21 protein-coding genes are annotated in these 21,053 nt (G+C 72.7%); 15 read left to right on the top strand and 6 right to left on the bottom strand.

What is annotated here, in order from left to right:
* Positions 1–39 precede the first annotated feature (39 nt).
* Complete coding sequence (locus ACWGPE_RS02815) at positions 40–1,530, bottom strand: TetR/AcrR family transcriptional regulator (RefSeq protein WP_452048087.1); 1,491 nt, start codon at positions 1,528–1,530, stop codon at positions 40–42.
* A gap of 121 nt (positions 1,531–1,651) precedes the next feature.
* Between ACWGPE_RS02815 and ACWGPE_RS02820 the strand changes: the two genes are divergently transcribed.
* The 6 genes from ACWGPE_RS02820 to ACWGPE_RS02845 all read left to right on the top strand — a co-directional run bounded on the left by ACWGPE_RS02820 (position 1,652) and on the right by ACWGPE_RS02845 (position 9,201).
* Positions 1,652–2,500 (top strand): histidine phosphatase family protein, encoded by an 849-nt coding sequence (locus ACWGPE_RS02820; protein ID WP_452048088.1) that lies wholly within the window; start codon positions 1,652–1,654, stop codon positions 2,498–2,500.
* A gap of 135 nt (positions 2,501–2,635) precedes the next feature.
* Complete coding sequence (locus ACWGPE_RS02825) at positions 2,636–4,519, top strand: glycoside hydrolase family 3 N-terminal domain-containing protein (protein ID WP_452048089.1); 1,884 nt, start codon at positions 2,636–2,638, stop codon at positions 4,517–4,519.
* Between the two features lie 180 nt (positions 4,520–4,699).
* Entirely contained in the window at positions 4,700–5,098 is a 399-nt protein-coding gene (locus ACWGPE_RS02830) for a DUF7144 family membrane protein (RefSeq protein ID WP_231429966.1), read from the top strand.
* 262 nt (positions 5,099–5,360) lie between these two features.
* Positions 5,361–7,469 (top strand): acyl-CoA dehydrogenase family protein, encoded by a 2,109-nt coding sequence (locus ACWGPE_RS02835; protein WP_452048090.1) that lies wholly within the window; start codon positions 5,361–5,363, stop codon positions 7,467–7,469.
* Positions 7,470–7,566: 97 nt separating this feature from the next.
* Positions 7,567–8,358 (top strand): alpha/beta hydrolase, encoded by a 792-nt coding sequence (locus tag ACWGPE_RS02840; RefSeq protein ID WP_452048091.1) that lies wholly within the window; start codon positions 7,567–7,569, stop codon positions 8,356–8,358.
* A 78-nt stretch (positions 8,359–8,436) separates the two neighbouring features.
* Positions 8,437–9,201, top strand: a complete 765-nt coding sequence (locus tag ACWGPE_RS02845; protein ID WP_231429969.1) for a TetR/AcrR family transcriptional regulator — start codon at positions 8,437–8,439, stop codon at positions 9,199–9,201.
* Positions 9,202–9,247: 46 nt separating this feature from the next.
* Here ACWGPE_RS02845 and ACWGPE_RS02850 read toward each other — a convergent pair whose 3' ends face one another.
* The 3 genes from ACWGPE_RS02850 to ACWGPE_RS02860 form a co-directional block, all read right to left on the bottom strand.
* Positions 9,248–9,430 (bottom strand): HPP family protein, encoded by a 183-nt coding sequence (locus ACWGPE_RS02850; RefSeq protein ID WP_452048092.1) that lies wholly within the window; start codon positions 9,428–9,430, stop codon positions 9,248–9,250.
* A gap of 87 nt (positions 9,431–9,517) precedes the next feature.
* Positions 9,518–9,856, bottom strand: a complete 339-nt coding sequence (locus tag ACWGPE_RS02855; RefSeq protein WP_452048093.1) for an SHOCT domain-containing protein — start codon at positions 9,854–9,856, stop codon at positions 9,518–9,520.
* A gap of 73 nt (positions 9,857–9,929) precedes the next feature.
* Entirely contained in the window at positions 9,930–10,940 is a 1,011-nt protein-coding gene (locus ACWGPE_RS02860; RefSeq protein ID WP_231429972.1) for a malate dehydrogenase, read from the bottom strand.
* A gap of 116 nt (positions 10,941–11,056) precedes the next feature.
* Here ACWGPE_RS02860 and pip point away from each other — a divergent pair, with 116 nt between their 5' ends.
* From pip to ACWGPE_RS02875, 3 genes are all read left to right on the top strand, one after another.
* Positions 11,057–12,079 (top strand): prolyl aminopeptidase, encoded by a 1,023-nt coding sequence (pip, locus tag ACWGPE_RS02865; protein WP_275505387.1) that lies wholly within the window; start codon positions 11,057–11,059, stop codon positions 12,077–12,079.
* A gap of 9 nt (positions 12,080–12,088) precedes the next feature.
* A complete protein-coding gene (gene ypfJ, locus ACWGPE_RS02870) occupies positions 12,089–12,976 on the top strand; it encodes a KPN_02809 family neutral zinc metallopeptidase (protein WP_452048094.1) in 888 nt (295 codons plus the stop codon).
* A gap of 92 nt (positions 12,977–13,068) precedes the next feature.
* A complete protein-coding gene (locus ACWGPE_RS02875) occupies positions 13,069–13,293 on the top strand; it encodes a hypothetical protein (RefSeq protein WP_231429975.1) in 225 nt (74 codons plus the stop codon).
* A gap of 189 nt (positions 13,294–13,482) precedes the next feature.
* On the opposite strand, the gene ACWGPE_RS02880 is transcribed toward ACWGPE_RS02875, so the two are convergent.
* Entirely contained in the window at positions 13,483–14,475 is a 993-nt protein-coding gene (locus ACWGPE_RS02880; RefSeq protein ID WP_452048095.1) for an EamA family transporter, read from the bottom strand.
* A 169-nt stretch (positions 14,476–14,644) separates the two neighbouring features.
* Here ACWGPE_RS02880 and ACWGPE_RS02885 point away from each other — a divergent pair, with 169 nt between their 5' ends.
* The 3 genes from ACWGPE_RS02885 (at position 14,645) to ACWGPE_RS02895 (ending at position 16,740) form a co-directional block, all read left to right on the top strand.
* Complete coding sequence (locus ACWGPE_RS02885) at positions 14,645–15,688, top strand: zinc-dependent alcohol dehydrogenase family protein (RefSeq protein ID WP_231429977.1); 1,044 nt, start codon at positions 14,645–14,647, stop codon at positions 15,686–15,688.
* Between the two features lie 54 nt (positions 15,689–15,742).
* Positions 15,743–16,447 carry a DUF2510 domain-containing protein gene (locus ACWGPE_RS02890; RefSeq protein ID WP_452048096.1) on the top strand — a complete coding sequence of 235 codons (705 nt, stop codon included), beginning with the start codon at positions 15,743–15,745 and terminating at the stop codon, positions 16,445–16,447.
* A 77-nt stretch (positions 16,448–16,524) separates the two neighbouring features.
* Positions 16,525–16,740, top strand: coding sequence for a hypothetical protein (locus ACWGPE_RS02895; RefSeq protein WP_452048097.1), 216 nt, complete (start codon positions 16,525–16,527; stop codon positions 16,738–16,740).
* 53 nt (positions 16,741–16,793) lie between these two features.
* Here the strand turns inward: ACWGPE_RS02895 and ACWGPE_RS02900 are convergent, their stop codons facing one another.
* Positions 16,794–18,239, bottom strand: coding sequence for an MFS transporter (locus ACWGPE_RS02900; RefSeq protein ID WP_452048098.1), 1,446 nt, complete (start codon positions 18,237–18,239; stop codon positions 16,794–16,796).
* 113 nt (positions 18,240–18,352) lie between these two features.
* On the opposite strand from ACWGPE_RS02900, the gene ACWGPE_RS02905 reads away from it, so the two are divergent.
* Genes ACWGPE_RS02905 through ACWGPE_RS02915 form a run of 3 tightly spaced genes read left to right on the top strand, consistent with a single transcriptional unit; the run spans position 18,353 to position 21,053 of the window.
* Entirely contained in the window at positions 18,353–19,369 is a 1,017-nt protein-coding gene (locus ACWGPE_RS02905; protein WP_452048099.1) for a PHP domain-containing protein, read from the top strand.
* On the top strand, positions 19,369–20,175 hold the full coding sequence (locus ACWGPE_RS02910; RefSeq protein ID WP_376930491.1) for a hypothetical protein: 807 nt from the start codon (positions 19,369–19,371) through the stop codon (positions 20,173–20,175). The genes ACWGPE_RS02905 and ACWGPE_RS02910 overlap by 1 nt, the downstream gene beginning before the upstream one ends.
* Complete coding sequence (locus ACWGPE_RS02915; RefSeq protein ID WP_452048100.1) at positions 20,175–21,053, top strand: hypothetical protein; 879 nt, start codon at positions 20,175–20,177, stop codon at positions 21,051–21,053. The genes ACWGPE_RS02910 and ACWGPE_RS02915 overlap by 1 nt, the downstream gene beginning before the upstream one ends.

The raw sequence follows: 21,053 nt of genomic DNA on the forward strand, positions 1-21,053 counted from the left end.
GTCGCGTCGCTTCGGTCGTGGGGCGTCGGTCGTGCGGCCTCAGACCGCCGACGGGATGTCTCGGGGCGCGCGCCCCTCGGCCGGCCCGAGCACGTCGTCGAGGTGCCGCCGAAGCAGTCGGGCGACCCCGACGGCCGGGTCGTAGAGCGACTGGATCTGCAGGCCGTCCCACACGGCGAGGAGCCAAGCGGCCTCGCTGCCGGGGTCACGATCCGGCGCGAGCGAGCCCTCGTCGCGCGCGCCCTGCAGCAGGCTCGCGAAGTAGCGGCGCGTCTCGCGGAAGCGGTGCGCGAAGTACTCGTGGGCCGGATGTCCCGGCGTCGCGCCCTCGCACGACAGCACGGCGTAGAGCTCGACGAGTCCCGGGTGCGCTGCGGCCGTGCGCTCGGCCGTCGCCGGGAGCGATCGCAGACGATCGGTGGCTCCGCCGCGCGCTGGGGCGCCGCCGGTGATCGTGAGCCGGTCGCGGTGCCGGAGCACCTCGGTGAGGAGTTCGGCCTTCGAGCCGACGTGATGCAACAGGGTGGCTTTGGAGATGCCGGTGCGGCCGGCGATCGCGGCGAGGCTCGTGCCCGTGAAACCGTCGCGGGCGAACAGCTCGGTCGCCGCCTCGACGATCGCCTCGTGACGCCTGGCGCCGCGCGCGCTGGCTGCAGGGCGCTGCGGCGCGCCGGCACCGGTCGCGGTGCCGCCGCCTGCCCCGGGCGGTTCCGGCTGCTCGAGCAGCACCGTCGGCGCGAGCATGCCGCCCGCGCCCTCCGGTGCGGTGCGGGCGCCCGGCCCGGTCGGCCCGCCCGGCCCGGTCGGCCCGCCCGGCCCGGTTGGCCCGCCCGGCCCGGTTGGCCCGCCCGGCCCGGTCGGCTCGCCCGGCCCGCCCGGCCGGGCCGTGTCCGACGAGGGCGTTCGGGCCGGCGCTCCCATGAGCCGCCGTTCGCGCGCCTCGAGTTCGCCGACGAGGTCGATCGAATCGGGGGCGTAGCGCTGCTGCACCTGCAGCCCGTCCCACCCGGCGATGAGCAGGGTCGCCGACCAGGAGGCATCCGATGCCGCGACAGCCGCCCTCGCCACGAGCTCATCCGCGATCGACGCGCGAACCCGGGCGTAGCGGGCCCGCATCATGTCGTGGGCGGGGTGCGACCTGCTCGTCGCCTCCCCCGAGAGCGCGGTGAACAGTTCGAGATAGCCCGGTGCGGCCGCGTTGCGGCGGGCGAGCGCGGCGGCACCGAGCGTGCCGACCGGCACGGGCTCGTGTTCGATCCAGTCGGCGTTCGCGTCGTCGAGTCGCTCGACGACGGCGCCGAGCAGTGCGTCGAGCGACGCGTAGTGGCGCAGGACGCCGGGATGGGAGAGGCCGGCCCGCTCGGCGACATCGCGCAGCGACACCGCGGCGATGCCCTGTTCGACGAAGGCCGCCTGCGCCGCGTCGAGGATGCGCGCACGAGTGAGCGCCGACCTCGCCTGCCGGGTCGGTGCGACGGCGCCGTCGAGCGAACGCGCACCGCCGCCGGTCGCTTCGTCGTGCTTGCCCACGACACGACGCTATCGGTCCGTGGCGTTCCATCCGTCTTTTTGTTACCAATCGGTCGAAAACGGGCTAGGCTCGGTGGCCGACGCCCGATCAGGGTGCCCCGAACCCGAAAGGACCACGACAATGCCGTCTCGTCGCATCGCCCGTATCGCCCTCGCCGGCATCGCCGTCGCCGCCGCGGTGACCTCGCTCGCCGGCTTCGCCGCGCCGCAGATGGTGCTCGACGCTTCCGCCACGCAGCCCGTCGACAAGAAGCCCGCCGTCGACCAGAAGCCCAAGGGCAAGACCGTCACGATCTACCTCACCCGCCACGGCGAGACGATGCTCAACGCGCTCGGCCGCGTGCAGGGCTGGTCGGACTCGCCGCTGACCGAAGACGGGCGCGCCGTCGCCGAGCACCTCGGCACGGGGCTCGCCGAGGCCGGGGTCGATTTCGAGGCGGCGTACTCGGCGGACATGGTCCGCCACTACGAGACGGCCTCGCTCGCGCTCGGCGAGCTCGGCTTCCGGGGTGACATCGTGCGCGACGCGCGGTTGCGCGAGATCGCCTTCGGCAAGTACGAGGGCGGCGACGGCATGGAGATGTGGAACGACGTCGCCGTCGAACTCGGCTACGCCGATGCCGGCGAGCTGTTCTCGGACCCCGAGTTCGACATGGGCGCGGCACTCGAGGCGATGGCGCGTCTCAACGAGGGCAGCGGGTTCACGGCCGAGACGCCGGGCGAGGTCGCAGAGCGGGCGCTCGCCGCGCTCGACGAGATCGCGGCGAAGCAGTCGAAGCGGGGTGGCGACGTGCTCGTGGTCTCGAGCGGCATCACGATCATCGCGACGCTCGACGCGCTCGGCGCCGACCTGAGCGAGGTCGTCGAGGGCATCGAGAACGGCGCCGTCTCCGAGCTGCAGTACCGAGGCGGTGAGTGGACCGTGCGTACGGTCAACGACCTGAGCTACGTCGAGGCCGGCTCCGACTGACCCCGGCCCACCGTCGAATCCAGGTCATCGACCGAGCGGCGTTCAATCCCGAACGGCGCTCGGTTTATGATCGAAGGGCGGCCGCGGCACCGCCACGGCGCCGCACCAGAGCCCGAAGCATGAAGGAGTGCAGGCATGACCGATCTGCAGAACGTCGACACCGAGGCATCCGCCCCCTCGACTGCCGAGCCGGCGGGCGCCGAACCCGGCCTCGACACGCGGTACCGCGATGCGAGCCTGCCGGTCGCCGAGCGCGTCGAGATCCTGCTCGCGCAGATGACGCTCGAGGAGAAGGCGGGCCTCTTCTTCCAGACGGTCATCGGCATCGGCCCCGACGGCGCGCTCGCCGAGGAGGCCGACGAGACCGGCGGCGGCTCCACCGACGAGTTCGTCAACGACCTCAAGATGAACCACTTCAACATCCACCAGGCGCCCGACGACCCCGGTGCGTTCGCCGAGTGGCACAACCGCCTGCAGGAGCTCGCCGCCTCGACGCGCCTCGGCATCCCGGTGACGATCTCGAGCGACCCCCGCAACTCGTACAGCGACAATCCGCTCGCCGCCCTGTTCGCCGGCGCGTTCTCGGTGTGGCCCGAGTCGATGGGCCTCGCCGCGATCGGCGACGAGGCGACGGTCGAGCGTTTCGCCGACATCGCCCGCCAGGAGTACACGGCCGTCGGCATCCGCGTCGCGCTCCACCCGCAGATCGACCTCGCGACCGAGCCGCGCTGGTCGCGTGCCCTCCAGACGTTCGGCGAGGACGTCGAGCTCGCGAGCCGGCTCGGCGCCGCGTACATCCGCGGATTCCAGGGCGCCGAGCTCGGCCTCGACTCGGTCGCGACGATGACGAAGCACTTCCCGGGCGGCGGCCCCCAGCAGGACGGCGAGGACCCCCACTTCGCGCACGGCCGCGAGCAGGTCTACCCGGGCGGCGAGTTCGAGCTGCACCTGAAGCCGTTCGAGGCCGCGTTCGAGGCGGGCACCAGCCAGATCATGCCGTACTACGGCATGCCCGTCGGCACCGGGCTCGAAGAGGTCGGGTTCGGCTTCAACAAGTCGGTCATCACGGGCCTCCTGCGCGAGCGCTACGGCTTCGACGGCATCGTGTGCACCGACTGGGGACTCATCAACGACGACGAGATCATGGGCGAGCCGTTCCCGGCACGCGCGTGGGGCGTCGAGCACCTGAGCCCGCGCGAGCGCGTCAAGAAGGTCATCGACGCCGGCTGCGACCAGTTCGGCGGCGAGGCGTGCCCCGAGCTGCTCGTCGAGCTCGTGCGCGACGGCGAGATCACCGAAGAGCGGCTGGATGCCTCGGCGCGGCGCCTGCTCCGCGAGAAGTTCGTGCTCGGCCTCTTCGACCACCGCTTCGTCGACGTCGAGCGCGCCAGGCGCGTGGTCGGCTCCGCCGAGTTCGTCGCGGCGGGCGAGGCGGCGCAGCGGGCGGCGATCACGCTGCTGGTGAACACCGGGCGAGCGGATGCCTCGGCCGAGGCATCCTCGCCCACCCTGCCCATCGCGCGCGGGCTGAAGCTGTACGTCGAGGGCGTCGAGCCCGAGATCGCCGCCGAGTACGGCGAGGCCGTCGCGACGCCCGCGGAGGCCGACGTCGCGATCCTGCGCCTCGTGGCGCCGTTCGAGCAGCGCCCCACGTCCTTCGAGAACTTCTTCCACTCGGGCTCGCTCGACTTCCCCGACGAGGTGGTCGCGCACGTGCGTGCGGTCGCGGCCGCCGTGCCGACCGTCGTCGACGTGTTCCTCGACCGGCCGGCGATCCTCACGCCGATCGTCGACGACGTCGCGGCGATCACCGCGAACTGGGGCGCGAGCGCGCGGGCGCTGCTCGACGTCGTGACCGGCGCGGCCGAGCCGCAGGGCCGCCTGCCCTTCGACCTGCCGCGCTGCATGGCCGCCGTCGAGGCGAGCCGGCCCGACGTGCCCTTCGACACGGCCGACCCGCTGTTCCGCCACGGCCACGGCCTGCGCTACTCCGACTCGTCGGTCGAGCAGGTCGAGTAGGTCGGGCAGGCGCGCAGCGCCGTGTCGAGACCACCTCGGTCCCGTCGGTCGAGTAGGCGCGCAGCGCCGTATCGAGACCATTGCGACCGGTCGTCTGGATACGCTTCGCTCCTCGACCGCCCGACCGGCGCTGCGCGCGTCGCTCCTCACCCGCTCGGCCTTCGTCGCTAGCATCGAGCCATGGGAGCCGTGAAACGACCCGGAGGCGTGACGTTCGTGGCCGTGCTGACCTGGATCTCGGGTCTGCTCGACATCATCGGCGGCACGCTCCTGCTCTTCCAGACGAGCGTCGCCGCGACGGTCGAGGCCTTCGGCGGTGCGAGCCAGCTCATCGCATCGGCGATCGTGTCGATCCTCATCGGCATCATCGTCATCATCGTGGCCGCGGGCCTGCTGCGCGGCAGCGCGGGGGCACGCCTCGTGGTGACGATCGTCGAGGCGCTCTCGATCGTCGCATCGATCTTCCTCGCGATCGCGTACCCCGCGGGCGCCATCGGCGAGTACTTCAGCGCGGCGATCGCCGTCGTCGTGATCGCGATCCTCTGGACGCGTCGGGCCGACGCCTTCTTCCGCGGCTGATCGCTCTGCCACGGGCCGTGCGACGAGGCCCGGTGCCACCTGCCGCGCGCCCTGCGTTGTGGATGCCACTACGCCGAGGGCCGGCTCGTTTGTAGGGCGAGCACAGGCCCTGACGAAGCTGCTCGACCCTCGTTTGTAGGGCGCGGACGCACCGTTTCGGGCTCGCCGGGCGCCGTCCTACCGTGGAGAGAGGTTCAGCGACGCCGCCAGCCGCGCGCCGCCATGTGACGCACACGACTCCACACGAAGGACGAGACCGACGATGGTTGACACCGCACCACGCACCTCGCACGACATGTCCGCGCCCGCCCGCGTCGGCGGAGCGCGGCCGAACGATGCCCGCCCCGAGGCATCCGCGCAGCCCCGCATCGACGTGGCGGCCCTCGGCCGTCAGCTCCTCGGCACCTGGGCCGACATCCGCATCGCCGCGCGCGAGCGCGCCGCGATGCCCGAGCTGCAGCGCATCGAGGGGCTGCCGATGTCCGAGCACCGCGAGCGCGTGCTCGGGCAGCTGAAGCTCCTCGTCGACCAGGGCGCCGTGCACCGGGCGTTCCCGAAGTCGCTCGGCGGCCAGGAGGACCACGGCGGCAACATCGCCGCGTTCGAGGAGCTCGTCACGGCCGACCCGAGCCTGCAGATCAAGTCGGGCGTGCAGTGGGGCCTCTTCGGCGCCGCGGTGCTGCACCTCGGCACGAAGCCGCACCACGAGAAGTGGCTGCCCGCGATCATGTCGCTCGAGGTGCCCGGCGCCTTCGCGATGACCGAGATCGGGCACGGCTCCGACGTCGCCTCGATCGCGACGACGGCGACCTACGACGAGGCGACCGAGGAGTTCGTGATCCACACGCCGTTCCGCGCGGCGTGGAAGGAGTTCCTCGGCAACGCCGGGCTCCACGGCAAGCACGCGACGGTCTTCGCGCAGCTCATCACCAAGGGCGTGAACCACGGGGTGCACTGCTTCTACGTGCCGATCCGCGACGACGAGGGCGAGTTCCTGCCCGGCGTCGGCGGCGAGGACGACGGCCTGAAGGGCGGCCTCAACGGCATCGACAACGGCCGCCTGCACTTCACGAACGTTCGCATCCCGCGTGAGAACCTGTTGAACCGCTACGGCGACGTCGCCCCCGACGGCACCTACTCGTCGCCGATCGAGAGCCCCGGCCGCCGGTTCTTCACGATGCTCGGCACCCTCGTGCAGGGCCGCGTCTCGCTCGACGGCGCCTCGACCGTCGCGAGCGCGATGGGGCTCGCGATCGCGATCACCTACGGCAACCAGCGCCGGCAGTTCACCGCGTCGAGCGACACCGACGAAGAGGTGCTGCTCGACTACCAGCGCCACCAGCGCCGGCTGCTGCCCCGCCTCGCGACGACGTACGCGCAGTACTTCGCGCACGACGAGTTCCTCGTGAAGTTCGACGCGGTGTTCAGCGGCAAGGCCGACACCGACGACGACCGCCAGGACCTCGAGACGATCGCCGCCGCGCTCAAGCCGCTCTCGACGTGGCACGCGCTCGACACGCTGCAGGAGGCGCGCGAGGCCTGCGGCGGCGCCGGCTTCATCGCCGAGAACCGCATCGTCGGCCTCCGCCAGGACCTCGACATCTACGTGACCTTCGAGGGCGACAACAACGTGCTGCTGCAGCTCGTCGCGAAGCGCCTGCTGACCGACTTCTCGAAGCAGTTCAAGAACGCCGACGCCGGCGCGATGGCCCGCTACGTCGTCGCGCAGACCGCGGAGCGCGCGTACCACGGCACGGGCCTCCGTCGCCTCGGCCAGACGATCGCCGACTTCGGCTCGACCGCGCGCTCGGTGAGCGAGCTGCGCGACGAGGAGACTCAGCGCGAGCTGCTGACCGATCGCGTCGAGGCGATGATCGCCGAGATCGCCGGCCGCCTGCGCGACGCGCGCAAGCTGCCGAAGGCCGACGCCGCGGCCGCGTTCAACCGCAACCAGAACGAGCTGATCGAGGCCGCGCGCGCCCACGGCGAGCTCCTCCAGTGGGAGGCGTTCACCCGCGGCCTCGCCCGCGTCGAGGACGAGGGCACGAAGCAGGTGCTGACCTGGGTGCGCGACCTGTTCGGCCTCGGCCTCCTCGAGAAGCACCTCGCCTGGTACCTCGTGAACGGCCGCCTCTCGCCGCAGCGCGCGCAGGCCGTGACGGCGTACATCGACCGGCTCCTCGAGCGCCTGCGCCCGCACGCGCAGGACCTCGTCGACGCGTTCGGCTTCAAGCCCGAGCACCTGCGAGCGACGATCGCGACCGGCATCGAGCAGGAGCGCCAGGACGAGGCGCGCGCGTACTTCGACGCCGAGCGCCGCGCGGGCACCCTGCCGGTGCCCGAGAAGGCGAAGGCCAAGAAGAAGCGGTAGTCGCCGCGTGCGGCTCGAGGGCCGAGGCATCCCCATCGTGGATGCCTCGGCTCTCGCCCGTTCGCGACCCGCGGTGCGGGCGCGGCAGACTGTGGGCATGGCCCGACTCGTTCGCATCCTCGCCGCCGTGGTGGCGGTGCTCGCGCTGCTCGTCGTCGTCTTCCTCGTGTACGCGCACACGGTGATGCAGGGCGAGCGTCCTGCGGCGCTCGCCGCCTGGCGGGACGAGTCCGTCGAGATCACGAGCCACGACGCCGGCATCGTGATCGAGCCCGTCGAGGGGGCGACCGGTGCGGGACTCGTCTTCATCCCGGGGGCGAAGGCCGACCCGTACGCGTACCTCTACAAGCTGTCGGGCGTCGCCGAGGCGTCCGGGCTCACCGTCGTCATCACGAAGCCGACGCTCAACCTCGCGTTCTTCGACCAGCGGCCGCTGTCGACCTTCACGTCGCTCGCGCCGGAGGTCGACGACTGGTACGTCGGCGGGCACTCGCTCGGCGGGGTGCGGGCCTGCCAGCTCGCCGATGGGGCGGCGGAAGCCTCCCAACCCATCGGAGGGCCGAGCGGTCCCGAGCCCGGCGAGGGGGTCCGGGGCGAACCCCGACCGGTCGGCCTCATGCTGTTCGGCTCGTACTGCGCGAACGACCTCAGCGAGTCGGGCCTCGAGGTCCTGAGCATCTCGGGTGCGAACGACGGCCTGTCGACGCCCGCGAAGATCGCCGCCGCGGCCCCGCTGCTGCCCGCCGGCGCTCGGTTCGACGAGCTCGAGGGCGTGAACCACGCCGACTTCGGCGACTACGGTGCGCAGCCGGGCGACGGGGAGTCGACGCGCGACGACGCCGACGTTCGCGACGGGATCGGTGCGATCGTGGCCGGATTCGTCGGGTGAGCAGGCGCGCGGCGCGCCGTCCCGACGCGCATCGCACGTGAACGCCGTGAGGTGTACGCAGAATGTAGGCTAACCGGCATGGCCGCTGATTCCACGGGGCTCGGCGAGCCCGACCTCACGCTGAGACTGCTGTGGCGCGAGCGGCTCGGCCGCCCGGTCGGCACCCGCGGCCCGAAGCAGCGGTCGAGCGTCGACGAGGTCGTCGGGGCGGCCGTGCAGCTCGCCGACGACGAGGGGCTCGAGGCGCTGTCGATGCGCCGCATCGCCGACCGGCTCGGCATGAAGCCGATGTCGGTCTACACCTACGTGCCCGGTCGTGCCGAGCTCATCGACCTCATGGTCGACCACGTCGCCGGCGAGGTGCCGCTGCCCGCGGCATCCGGTTCGCTGCGCGACCGGCTCGCACTCATCGCGCGCCTGCAGTGGAACGAGTACCTGCGCCACCCGTGGCTGCTCTCGGTCGACACCAGCCGGCCGCCGCTCGGCCCGCACATCTCCGACCACTGGGAGTGGTGCCTGCGCGCGATCGACGGGTTCGGCTTCGACGACGTCGACCTCGACCGGGTGCTCACGATGCTGCTCGGCTTCGTGGCCGGGCCGGCGCGGGCGCACCTCGACGCCGAGCGGTTGCGCCAGTCGTCGGCCGAGTCCGACGACGCCTGGTGGGCGCGCAACGCGCCCCTGCTCGACCGCATCATGGAGCCCGAGCGCTACCCGGTCTCGGGTCGGGTGGGCCAGGCGGCCGGCGCCGTCGACGTCGGCCCGACCGACGCCTTCGACTTCGCACTCGCCCGTCTCATCGACGGCATCGAGGCCTACCTCGCGTCCACCACCGCGGGTTGACGAGCGCCGACGCGCAGCGGCGACGCGGATCGGAACCCGGCTGAGCTCAGCTGTCGGCCGGCGGCTTCATGATGAGTCCGGCCACGGCGCCGACGACGAGGCCGGCGGGCAGCCACAGCCAGAACGTCGTCCACAGGCTCACGACGACGCCGATGATGAGCCCCACGACGAGCCCCACGATGAGCTGTCTGCGACGGGCGGCGGGCGACGGGCTGGGGGATTCGGCCATGGTCCAAGCCTAGGCGGCGGAGGGTCGGCGGCCGGAACAGGGCACCCGCCGCTCGGCCGCGATCGCGGCGCCGCCGCGCGCAGGCGCTCAGCGACCCGCGAGGATGTCGGCTCGCGCCGCCGCGCGCTCGGCGTCGGAGATCAGGCCGCGCGCGGCGAGGCCGTCGAGCTCGGCGAGGCGCTGCTCGATCGACTGCTTCGGCGCGAGCAGCTCGCTGTCGAGCGTGCGCGTCGCGAGCTCGGCCTGGATGGTGAGCGGATCGTGCCCGGCCTCGCGGACTTTCATGTAGCTGCGCACGATCGTGATGATCGTGATGAGGAACACGGCGGCGCCGACGAGGGCGACGAGCACGAACATCACCTGGAAGCCGGCGGGCGCCCCGGCGAACGGGTCGAGTTCGACCGGGGGATTGAACGGGTCGTCCACGGGTGCTCCAGACGTCGGTGTGTCGAGTCGGCCCAGCATAGAGCCGACGGCGACGTCACTGGAAGGGGTCCGATCAGATGAGTCCGAGCGCGCGCACGGCCTCGCGCTCGTCCACGAGCTCGGCGACGGATGCCTCGACGCGATGCCGCGCGAACGCGTCGAGCCCGAGCCCCGGCACGATGCGCCAGGCACCGTCGACCGATTCGACCGGGAACGACGAGATGAGCCCCTCGGGCACGCCGTACGAGCCGTCGGAGACGACGGCTGCACTGGTCCAGCCGTTCGGGGTGCCGTGCACCCAGTCGCGCACGTGGTCGATCGTCGCGGCGGCGGCCGAGGCCACCGACGACGAGCCGCGCACCTCGATGATCTCGGCGCCGCGCTTGGCGACCCGGGGGATGAACTCGTCGACGAGCCATTCGCGGTAGCCGTCGGTGCCGAACCGCGCCGTGAGCAGCGCGGGCACCGAGTCGCCCGCCGCGGTCGCGTGCGCGAGGTCGGGGAACTGCGTCGCCGAGTGGTTGCCCCAGATGGTCACGCCGCGCAGGTCGGCGACCGGGGTGTCGACGGTCACCGCGAGCTGGCCCAGGGCCCGGTTGTGGTCGAGTCTCGTGAGCGCGGTGAAGCGCTCGGCCGGGACATCCGGGGCGTTCGACGCGGCGATGAGCGCGTTCGTGTTGGCCGGGTTGCCGACCACGACGACCCGGATGTCGTCGGCGGCGCCCGCGTTGATCGCGGCGCCCTGCGGGCCGAAGATGCCGCCGTTCGCGGCGAGCAGGTCGCCGCGCTCCATGCCGGCCGTGCGCGGACGCGCGCCGACGAGCAGTGCGACGTTCGCCCCCGAGAACGCCGCCTTCGGGTCGTCGTAGACCTCGACGTGCGAGAGCAGCGGGAACGCCGAGTCCTGCAGCTCGAGCGCTGCGCCCTCGGCGGCGCGAACCCCCTGGGGGATCTCGAGCAGGTTGAGCCGCACCGGGATGTCGGGGCCGAGCATCGCCCCGGACGCGATGCGGAACAGGAGTGCGTACCCGATCTGGCCGCCCGCGCCCGTGAGCGTGACGGTGATCGGCTTCGTCGAAGCCATACCGAGAGCCTAACCACGCGCCGGGTCGTCTGCTGCGCCGGCGGGCGGTTGTCAACCCCGACCCCGCTGCGGCGCGGCACCGGGGCGCGGCATCCTGCGCTCGCTACCGTTGCCGCATGCGAGAGATGTATCCGGAGATCGAGCCGCTGGAGACCGGCATGCTCGACGTGGGGGACGGGCAGCACATCTACTGGGAGGTGTCGGGCAACCGCAACGGCAAGCCCGTGGTGTTCCTGCACGGCGGCCCCGGCGGCGGCACCTCGCCCTCGCACCGCCGACTGTTCGATCCCGAGCGCTACCGCATCGTGCTGTTCGACCAGCGCGGCTGCGGGCTGTCGATTCCGCACGCCTCCGAGCCCGACGCCGACCTCTCGGCGAACACGACCTGGCATCTCGTCGCGGACATGGAGCGGCTGCGCGCCCACCTCGGCATCGACCGGTGGCAGGTCTTCGGCGGCTCGTGGGGGAGCGCGCTCGCACTCGCCTACGCGCAGACCCACCCCGAGCGGGTCACCGAACTCGTGCTGCGCGGCATCTTCACGCTGCGCCGTTCGGAGCTCGACTGGTTCTACGAGGGCGGCGCCTCCGCGCTGTTCCCCGACCTGTGGGAGGAGTTCGTCGCGCCGGTGCCCGTCGACGAGCGAGCCCACATGATCGAGGCCTACGGCCGGCTGCTCGCCGACTCGCGGCCCGAGGTCTACGAGCCCGCCGCGATCGCATGGTCGCGCTGGGAGTCGTCGACGATCACCCTCCTGCCGCAGGCCGAGACGATCGCCCGCTTCACCGCACCCGAGTACGCCGCCGCGTTCGCCCGCATCGAGAACCACTACTTCCGGCACGGCGGCTGGTGGGAGGAGGGGCAGCTCATCCGCGACGCGGAGCGGCTCCGAGACATCCCCGCCGTCATCGTGCAGGGGCGCTACGACGTGTGCACCCCCGTGATGACCGCCTGGGACCTGCACCGGGCCTGGCCCGAAGCCGAGTTCACGATCGTGGATGACGCGGGGCACGCGTTCGACGAGCCGGGGATCCTCGACGCGCTCATCACGGCGACCGACCGCTTCGCGGAGCAGCCGTTCGGCGACGCGCCGGCCGACGAAGGCGACGCGGATGCCTCGGCCGAGCCCGACTCGGAGTAGCGTCGGGTCATGACGTTCGATCCGAACGCGGACATCTCGCGGGGGCGGGCCTCGAAGCGAGGGCGCAACACCGGCATCGCGGTCGGTGGCGGGCTCGGCGTGCTCGCGCTCGTCGTGATCTCCCAGTTGCTCGGCGTCGATGTGACCGGGCTGCTCGGCGGTGGCCTCGACACCGGCGGCGGGTCCTCGTCGGAGGACACCTCGCTCGAGCAGTGCCTCACCGGGGAGGACGCGAACGAGAACGTCGAGTGCCGCATGAAGGGCGCCGCGGCCTCGCTCGAGGAGTACTGGGAGCGCGAGGCGCAGGAGCTGCGGTTCGACTACGTCGCGCCGCAGGACCTCGTCATGTTCGACACCGCCACGTCGACGGGATGCGGCAGCGCATCGGCGGCGACCGGTCCCTTCTACTGCCCGCCCGACCAGACGATCTACCTCGACGTGACCTTCTACGACGAGCTGCGCCAGCGGTTCGGCTCGAGCGGTGGACCCCTCGCCGAGATGTACGTCGTCGCGCACGAGTGGGGGCATCACGTGCAGAACGTGCTCGGCATCCTCGAGCAGGCGCAGGACGGCCAGACCGGCCCCGCCTCGAACGCGGTGCGCGTCGAGCTGCAGGCCGACTGCTTCGCCGGGGCGTGGGCGGCGAGCGCCGCGACGGTGCCCGACGTGAACGGCGTGCCGTTCCTCCGGCCGATCTCGGAAGCGCAGTACCGCGATGCGCTGAGCGCGGCGGCGGCGGTCGGCGACGACCGGATCCAGCAGGCGGCGCAGGGCCAGGTGAACCCGCACACGTTCACGCACGGCACGAGCGAGCAGCGGGTCGACTGGTTCCGCACCGGGTTCGAGCAGGGCGCCGGCGCGTGCGACACGTTCTCGGTCTCGGCCGGGCAACTCTGAGTCGTCTCCGCGTGCGTCATGATCCGGGGCCGGCCGCGTCTCTTCCATGACGGGTGCCGACGGAGCACTCCGACGGCGAGGGGGCGGAGCACATGCGACGACGCAGGGTTCAGGTGCCGCACCGCGAGTTCTTCCGCGCGGTGACGATCGACGAGACGGTGGCACTCGCGTGCACCTGTCCGCGCGGAGTCGACCACTGGTACGCGGAGCCGCAGACGATCACCGGCTCGACCGATGCGGCCGACACCGCCGAGGCGCCGGCGGTCGGCGAAGGCGCGGCGGAGACGGTCGACGGGGCGCCGGCCGAACGGCGGTGAGTCGCGGGCGGGTGACCGCTCGCCTTCGATGTTGGAGCGGGTGATCCACCGCGGTCGGCTCGACAGCGCCGCCACGATCGCCTGACCCAGCTGAACGGGCTTCGTGAACTGCGGCCAATGCCCCGTCGGCAGGTCGATGTCGTCGACCCGTTCGATCTTCGCGAGGAGGATGACGTCGATGTCGCGACGCTATCCGGCGCCGCCGGCACCGGCCGGTGATGCGGCGCGCGAGCGGCTGCCCGGGCGACCCGCGCCGCCGGCGGCGAGCACGACGATGCCCGCGGCGAGCACGACGAGGCCGACCGCCGCCCCGGGCGTCAGCTGCTCGCCCAGCAGCACGACGCCGAGCACGCCCGCCGTGAGCGGCTCGGCGAGCGTGAGCGTCGACACCGTCGCGGGGGCGAGGCCGGTGAGCCCGTAGCCGAAGAGCACGTAGGCGAGCGTCGTCGTGACGAGCCCCAGCCACGCCGCCGTGGCGAGCCCGGCGGGAGTCGCGAGCCACGAGGCATCCGAGGCGATGAGCAGCGGCACCGCGACGACCGCAGCCGTGCCGAACAGGGCGCCCATGCTGCCGGTCGCGGTCCACCCGCGGTCGAGCAGGGCCTTCGCCGCGAGCGTGTAGACGGCGTACGAGGCCCCGGCCCCGACCGACGCCAGAAGGCCGAGCGGCCCCGCCGAGCCGCCGGCCCCGCCGCCGGCGCCCGCCCCGCCGGCCGTGCTCGCGGCGAGGATGGCGACGCCCGTGGTCGCGATCACCGTCGCGACCGCCCAGCGATGGCCGGGGTAGCGGCGGCGCAGCAGCCAGTCGAGCGCGCCGGTCAGCACCGGTGCCGAGCCGAGCGCGACGACCGTGCCGACGGCGACGCCGTTCGCGGCCGTGCCGGCGAAGAACGCGGGCTGGTAGGCGAGCACGCCGGCCGCGCCGACCGGCACGAGCAGCCACGTCGGCAGCGGAGGCCTCGTGCCCGACGCCCCGGCCGAGCCGGTCGGCGGCGCGGCGGGAGTCCCGTCCGCCCCGCGCCGCCGCCGGGTCCCGAGGGCGAGCAGCCCGAGCACGCCACCGCCGATGACGAGCCGGGCCGCGCCGAGCGAACCCGCGCTCGCGTCGGGCCCGAGCGCCTGCGCCGTGCCCGTCGTGCCGAAGCAGACGGCCGCGAGGAGGACGGCGAACACGAAGCGCATCGAGAAATTGTTACACAATTCTTCGGCAGCGGCATCCGTGATGGCCGGCGACCCCGTCGCGGGCCGGTAGGCTCACGGATGTCGCGAGAGCGGCGCGGGAGGGGGCCGCCGGTCGTGCGGCATCCCCGCGACCCGACCCGACGGGCCAGCAGAACCGAGAGGACCCCCCGTGCGCGCCGTGCTCTTCGACGAATTCGGAGCCCCGCCCCGCCTCACCGAGGTGCCCGAACCCGTCTGCCCGCCCCGCGGCGCCGTCGTCCGCGTGCGCGCGACCGGGGTCTGCCGCAGCGACTGGCACGCCTGGATGGGCCATGACGACACCGTGACCCTGCCGCACGTGCCGGGGCACGAGTTCGCCGGCGAGATCGCGGCACTCGGCTCCGAGGTCCCCGACGACAGCGGCTGGCGGGTCGGCGATCGCGTCACCGCGCCGTTCATCTGCGCGTGCGGGCGCTGCGACGAGTGCCGCTCGGGCAACGAGCAGGTGTGCGACCACCAGTCGCAGCCGGGCTTCACGCACTGGGGCTCGTTCGCCGAGCTGGTCGCCATCGACGAGGCCGAGCTCAACCTCATCCGGCTGCCCGAGTCGCTCGGCTTCGTCGAGGCCGCGTCACTCGGCTGCCGCTTCGCGACGGCCTACCGCGCGATCGTCTCGCGCAGCCGCCTCGCGCCCGGCGAGCAGATCGCGGTGCACGGTTGCGGCGGGGTCGGCCTCTCGGCGATCATGATCGCCGTCGCGGCCGGGGTCAAGGTCTACGGCGTGGATGTCTCGGACGCGGCCCTCTCGGCGGCGGAGTCGCTCGGTGCCGTGCCGATCCAGGGCGGCGAGGGCGCCGCCGCGCGCATCGTCGAGGCCTCCGGCGGCGGCGTTGACGTCTCGGTCGACGCGTTCGGTTCGAGCGAGACCTCGTTCGCCTCCGTGCAGAGCCTCAAGAAGCGCGGACGTCACGTGCAGATCGGCCTCATGGTCGGCGACTCCGCACTCGCGGCGATGCCGATGGACGCGGTCATCGCGGGCGAGCTCGAGCTGCTCGGCAGCCACGGCATGGCGGCTCACGAGTATCCGTCGATGCTCGGTGCGGTCGCCTCGGGCGACTTCAGGCCGATCGAGCTCGTCGGACGGCGCATCTCGCTCGACGAGGTGCCGGCGGCGCTCGCCGCGATGGGCACCGCGGGCGCGTCGGGCTCCGGCATGACCGTCGTCGAGTTGTAGCGGCACCGACGGCGGTGCACGTCCTACGATGGGCCTCGACCCGATGGAGGAACGATGAGCGATCCGCGACTGCCACCGCCCGGCTGGTACCCCGAACCGAGCGGCGCCGAGGGGCAACGCTGGTGGGACGGGACGCGCTGGACGGAGTACGCGACCCCGCTCGCGGCGCCGCCCGCCCCGCAGGTCGTGGCGCCGGTCCAGCAACCGCAGTACGGCGCCTACGCGGCGCCCTACGGCACCGGGCCTGCGCCCTACGGCACCGCACCCTCGACCGTCTCGAGTGACACGCCGACCGACACGGTCTGGGTGTGGCTCATCGTCGTCGTGCCCGTGCTGGGCGTGCTGCCGCTCTTCTTCTGGGACTGGCGGACGTACATCGAGCAGTCGATGTCGATCACCTCGCCGTTGTCGCCGATGGAGCAGGCGCTCGGCCCGTACACCGACCCCTGGTACGTCGTGCTGAGCGTCGCCGGGTACGTCCTCTACGGACTCTCCGTGTGGTTCGCCTACCTCGACCGCGCAGCACTCAAGCGGCGGGGCTTCGCGAGGCAGTTCCACTGGGCGTGGGCGTTCCTGATGTCGATCGTCTACGTGATCGGTCGCTCGGTCGTCGTCAAGCGCCAGGCCGGCCGGGGCAGCGGCCCGATGTGGGTCGGCATCGCGGTGTACGCCGTCAGCATCGTGGCCGTGTTCGTCTGGATTGGCGTCATGATGGCGGAAGCGTTCAGGATCGCGTTCGAATCGGTGCCGGTGTACTGAATCGCGTTTCGCGCCGGGGCTGTTCTGCGCCGCCCGGTACGGCTAGCCTGACGTCCAACGGACGAAGGGGTCGGCTCATGGATCTCGGCATCATCGCGATCATCGGCGTCGTGGTCGTCATCGTCGCCGCGGCGATCTGGCTCGCTGTCCGCGAGCGGCGCACCCGCTCCCTGCCGGGCGACCCGCACTTGGCGCACCACGGTGACCGGGCCCACAGCGAAGCCATCGCCCGAGCGCACACCGTCGCGGCCGTGCGCGATCCGGGCGGTTCCGGTGGCGGCGGCGTGGCCTGACGCGACCTCGCAGCGCTCGCACCGACTCGTCGGGGCGAGCGCCGCGCGGCGTCTCAGGCGTCGACGGCGACCGACTCGGGCTCGGTGGGCGCATCCGACCCTGCGGCGGCCGAACGGGTGCCGCGCAGCAGCACGGCGGTCGCCACGAGTCCGACGACGGCCACGATGCCCGCCCCGAGGAACGCCGCCGAGAAGCCGCTCGTCAGCGCCGAGGCACCCGTGCCACCGGCCGTGACCGCCGCGCCGACCGCGGTGAGCACCGCGAGCCCGACGGCCGAGCCGATCTGGTAGCTCGTGTTCACGAGACCCGAGGCGACGCCGGTCTCCTCGGGCGCGGCCGCCCCGATCGCGGTGCCGAGCGACGGCACGAACGCGAGGGCCATGCCGAGCGCAGCCACGAGCGACGCGGGCAGCACGTCGGTGACGTAGTCGCCGTCGGGCCGGGCGAACGCGAGCCAGCCGAGGCCGACCGCGAGCAGCGCGAACCCGGCGACGATGAGCGGCTTCGCGCCGAACCTCGCCTGCAGTCGCGGCGCCAGCCCGACCATGCCGATCACGATGAGCGCGGTCATCGGCAGCAGGGCGGCGCCCGAGGCGAACGCGCCGGCGCCGAGCACCTGCTGGAGGTAGAGGTTCAGGAAGAACCACATCGGCACCCACGCGCCGCCGAGCAGCAGCTGGGCGAGGTTCGCGGCGCCGAGGCGCGGTGCGCGGAAGATGCCGAGTCGCAGCAGCGGCTCACGGCGGCGCGCCTGGATCACGAAGAAGGCGACGAGCAGTGCCGCACCCGCGACGAGGGCGACGATCGTCTCGACCGACGTCCAGCCGACCTCGGGGGCGCGCACGACGCCGTAGACGACGGCGGCGAGACCGGCGGTCGCGGTGACGGCGCCCGCGATGTCGACCGACCCGCGTCCGCGCGGCACGGCCGGCAGGGCGAGCGGTGTCAGCACGATGACGAGCACGGCGATCGGCACGGTCACGTAGAACACCCACGGCCAACTCGCGTACTCGGTGAGCACGCCGCCGAGGAAGACGCCCGCGGTGCCGCCGATGGGTGCGGCGGCGCCGTAGACGGCGAACGCGCGGGGGAGCTCGGGCGTGCCGCCGAAGAGCACCATGAGGAGGGTGAGCGCGGCGGGCGCGATGAGCGCGGCGCCGGCGCCCTGCACGGCGCGCCCGGCGATCTCGAGGCCGACGTTCGAGGCGGCTCCCGCGAGCACCGAGCCGACGGCGAGCGTGATCCATCCGGCGATGAACACCCGGCGGGCGCCGAGCAGGTCGGAGAGCCGGCCGCCGAGCAGCAGCAGGCCGCCGAACGCGATGACGTAGGCGTTGAAGACCCACGACAGCGACTCGGGCGTGAAGCCGAGCTCGGCCTGGATGTCGGGCAGGGCGACGCCGATGATCGACGTGTCCATGATGACGACGAACTGGGCCGCGGCGATGAGCGCGAGGCCGAGCCACCTGCGTGGTGCGGCAGCGGTGGAGGTGGACATGAGGTGCTGCTCCTTGTCTGGGTGTGATCTGAATACCCCTAGGGGGTATAGATATACCGAGGAATCCGGACCGAGTCAAGCGCGATCGGGCCGACTCGCGACACAATCGATGTATGGACCCCGTCGCGGCGCTCGAGGAGATCGCGTTCCTGCTCGAGCGCGACCGCGCCTCGGCGTACAAGTCGAAGGCGTTCCGCAAGGCCGCCGACGCGATCCGCGACCTCGAGCCCGGGGAGCTCGCCGACCGCGCGGCCGACGGACGGCTGCGGCGGACGGCGGGGGTCGGCGACTCGACCTTCGCGGTCATCGCGCAGGCGCTCGCCGGCGAGGTGCCGGAGCGACTCGCCGACCTGCGCGCGAAAGCCGGCCTGTCACCCGCCGGCGCCGCCGCCACGGGCCTTCGAGCCGAGCTGCGCGGCGACCTGCACGCGCACACCGAATGGTCCGACGGCACCACGAGCCTCGCCGTGATGGCGAAGGCCGCCGAGGCGCAGGGCCTCGAGTACCTCGCGATCACCGATCACTCGCCGAGCCTCCGGGTCGCGAACGGCCTGAGCGCCGAGCGGCTCTCCGAACAGCAGGAGCTCATCGAGGTGGTGCAGGCCGGCATTCCGAACCTGCGCCTGCTCGCGGGCATCGAGGTCGACATCCTGCTCGACGGCGCGCTCGACCAGACCCCCGAGATGCTCGACCGACTCGACGTCGTGGTCGGCAGCGTGCACTCGAAGCTGCGCATGGAACGTGCCGAGATGACGGCGCGGATGCTTCGCGCCATCGCCGACCCGCACCTGAACGTGCTCGGCCACTGCACCGGACGCCTCGTCGAGGGCTCGCGAGGCACCCGGCCGCAGTCGGAGTTCGACGCCGAGGCCGTGTTCGCGGCGTGCGCCGAGCACGACGTGGCCGTCGAGATCAACTCCCGCCCCGAACGGCAGGATCCCCCCGACGACTTGATCGCGATCGCCCTCGACGCGGGCTGCCTGTTCTCGATCGACAGCGACGCGCACGCGCCCGGCCACCTGTCGTTCCTCGAGCTCGGCGCCGCGCGCGCCGAGTCGAACGGCGTCCCGGCCGAGCGCATCATCACGACGTGGCCCGCCGAACGGCTGCTCGAGTGGGCGGGCCGCTGATGGCGCGGATCCGGCCCGAACACGCTGCCGCGGCGGCCGCGCTCGTGCTCGTCCTGCTGTCCGGCTGCGCGAGCGGCGCCGTCGCGCCGTCTTCCTCGCCGTCTTCCTCGCCGTCGCCGAGCGGTGAGGGCGGGCGCGATCCCGAGACGATCCTGACGTGCCAGGGCGTCGAGGTGACGGCCGGCGCCCTCGACGAACGGACGCCCGCCTCGTCACTGCCGTCCGAGCTCGCGGCGCTCCTCGAGGACTCGCCCGTCGTTCCGATCGACGACCTCGACGACTGGTTCGTCGCGGTGTCGAGCGACGACCACGTCGTGCTCATGCGCGAACTCGAACCGCCCGTCGACCTCGGCGGGGGAGATGTGCGCGACTTCGACCTGTTCTCGGCATCGGCGTCGCCCGGCGCGATGCCGATCGACGACGTCTGGGGTGTGGACGTGTCGACGAGCTGCACGCCGCGCATCGACCTCGGCGGACGCGGCGAGGCGATGCTCGCGCTCGACCCCGATGCCCTGCCCGACCCGGGCGATCGTGAGATCGCCCTGCTCGCGACCGAGCGGTCGTGCAACTCGGGCCGACCGGCGACGGGGCGCATCGAGGTGATCGACGTCGTCGAGACCGACACCGCCGTCGAACTCGTGGTCGGCGTCGTGCCGAACGGCGATGGCGCGTACACCTGCCAGAGCAACCCCCCGACACCGTTCACAGTCGCCCTCGAGCGCGAGCTCGGCGATCGAGTGCTCCTCGACGCGTCGGTGGTGCCTGCGCACGAGATCGTCGCGCCGGCGGCAGGGGCGGACGGCTGATGCGCTTCGAGCGGGCGGCGTCGCCGAGCGAGACGCGCGGCGAACTGCTGCGTCTCCTGCGCGGGCAGGCGGCCCGCCGACGGCCGGGCGACCTCCTGCGGCAGTACCGCGACGACGGGTTCGTGGCGCCGGGCCCGATCGACCAGCGCCTCGTCACCGCCCTCGACCGGCTGGCCCTCGACTCGGCTCCGTTCGCCGAGGCGCTGCTGCTCTCGCCCGTTGCGCCGCTCGGCACCAACTCGGTCGTCGCGCCGTCCTCGCAGGACCGCACGGTCTCGACGATCCGCACCACCGAGGTCGTCTCCGATCCGACGAACGTGCTCGCGCTCGAGTGCGCGACGCGCCTCGGGGGTTCCCACGCGCCCGTCCACCTCGCGACCGTGCACCAGACGATGCGGGCGCAGTCGCTCACCGGCGGCACGCCGTCGCATTCGCGGCACTTCCGCCTGTTCGCGCTCGCCGCCGCCGGACGGGCGCTGCCCGACGACGGCTTCGAGGTCGACGCGGTCGGCCGGCAGCTCGGGGTGTTCGACCGCTTCTTCGACGCCTGCGCCGCCGAGCTCGGACTCGCCTTTCCAGGCCGGCGTGCCGTCATCAGGACGGCACCCGATGCGTCGGCGCTCGGTGAGCGGATACGCGACCACCTCGCGGCGCGGATGCCGCACGTCGAGACGACCGGCGAGTCGCTCGAGTCGAACTACTACGACGGGCTCAGGGTCGGCTTCGGCGCGCACGATCCGGCCGGCGACTTCGTCGAGATCGCGGACCTCGGACGGTTCGACTGGGTGGCGCGGTTGCGCGACGACCGCCGACTGCGCTTCGTCGCGAGCGGCCTCGGCATCCAGCTCGTCCCGCTGCTGTTCGCCGCCGCCCGCTGA

Source organism: Agromyces sp. NPDC055658, from assembly GCF_053618155.1.

Coding starts and splice junctions, on each gene's coding strand:
- ACWGPE_RS02820 (WP_452048088.1), top strand. CDS start 1,652: ATGCCGTCTCGTCGCATCGCCCGTATCGCCCTCGCCGGCATCGCCGTC.
- ACWGPE_RS02825 (WP_452048089.1), top strand. CDS start 2,636: ATGACCGATCTGCAGAACGTCGACACCGAGGCATCCGCCCCCTCGACT.
- ACWGPE_RS02830 (WP_231429966.1), top strand. CDS start 4,700: ATGGGAGCCGTGAAACGACCCGGAGGCGTGACGTTCGTGGCCGTGCTG.
- ACWGPE_RS02835 (WP_452048090.1), top strand. CDS start 5,361: ATGGTTGACACCGCACCACGCACCTCGCACGACATGTCCGCGCCCGCC.
- ACWGPE_RS02840 (WP_452048091.1), top strand. CDS start 7,567: ATGGCCCGACTCGTTCGCATCCTCGCCGCCGTGGTGGCGGTGCTCGCG.
- ACWGPE_RS02845 (WP_231429969.1), top strand. CDS start 8,437: ATGGCCGCTGATTCCACGGGGCTCGGCGAGCCCGACCTCACGCTGAGA.
- ACWGPE_RS02850 (WP_452048092.1), bottom strand. CDS start 9,430: ATGGCCGAATCCCCCAGCCCGTCGCCCGCCGCCCGTCGCAGACAGCTC.
- ACWGPE_RS02860 (WP_231429972.1), bottom strand. CDS start 10,940: ATGGCTTCGACGAAGCCGATCACCGTCACGCTCACGGGCGCGGGCGGC.
- pip (WP_275505387.1), top strand. CDS start 11,057: ATGCGAGAGATGTATCCGGAGATCGAGCCGCTGGAGACCGGCATGCTC.
- ypfJ (WP_452048094.1), top strand. CDS start 12,089: ATGACGTTCGATCCGAACGCGGACATCTCGCGGGGGCGGGCCTCGAAG.
- ACWGPE_RS02875 (WP_231429975.1), top strand. CDS start 13,069: ATGCGACGACGCAGGGTTCAGGTGCCGCACCGCGAGTTCTTCCGCGCG.
- ACWGPE_RS02880 (WP_452048095.1), bottom strand. CDS start 14,475: ATGCGCTTCGTGTTCGCCGTCCTCCTCGCGGCCGTCTGCTTCGGCACG.
- ACWGPE_RS02890 (WP_452048096.1), top strand. CDS start 15,743: ATGAGCGATCCGCGACTGCCACCGCCCGGCTGGTACCCCGAACCGAGC.
- ACWGPE_RS02895 (WP_452048097.1), top strand. CDS start 16,525: ATGGATCTCGGCATCATCGCGATCATCGGCGTCGTGGTCGTCATCGTC.
- ACWGPE_RS02900 (WP_452048098.1), bottom strand. CDS start 18,239: ATGTCCACCTCCACCGCTGCCGCACCACGCAGGTGGCTCGGCCTCGCG.
- ACWGPE_RS02905 (WP_452048099.1), top strand. CDS start 18,353: ATGGACCCCGTCGCGGCGCTCGAGGAGATCGCGTTCCTGCTCGAGCGC.
- ACWGPE_RS02910 (WP_376930491.1), top strand. CDS start 19,369: ATGGCGCGGATCCGGCCCGAACACGCTGCCGCGGCGGCCGCGCTCGTG.
- ACWGPE_RS02915 (WP_452048100.1), top strand. CDS start 20,175: ATGCGCTTCGAGCGGGCGGCGTCGCCGAGCGAGACGCGCGGCGAACTG.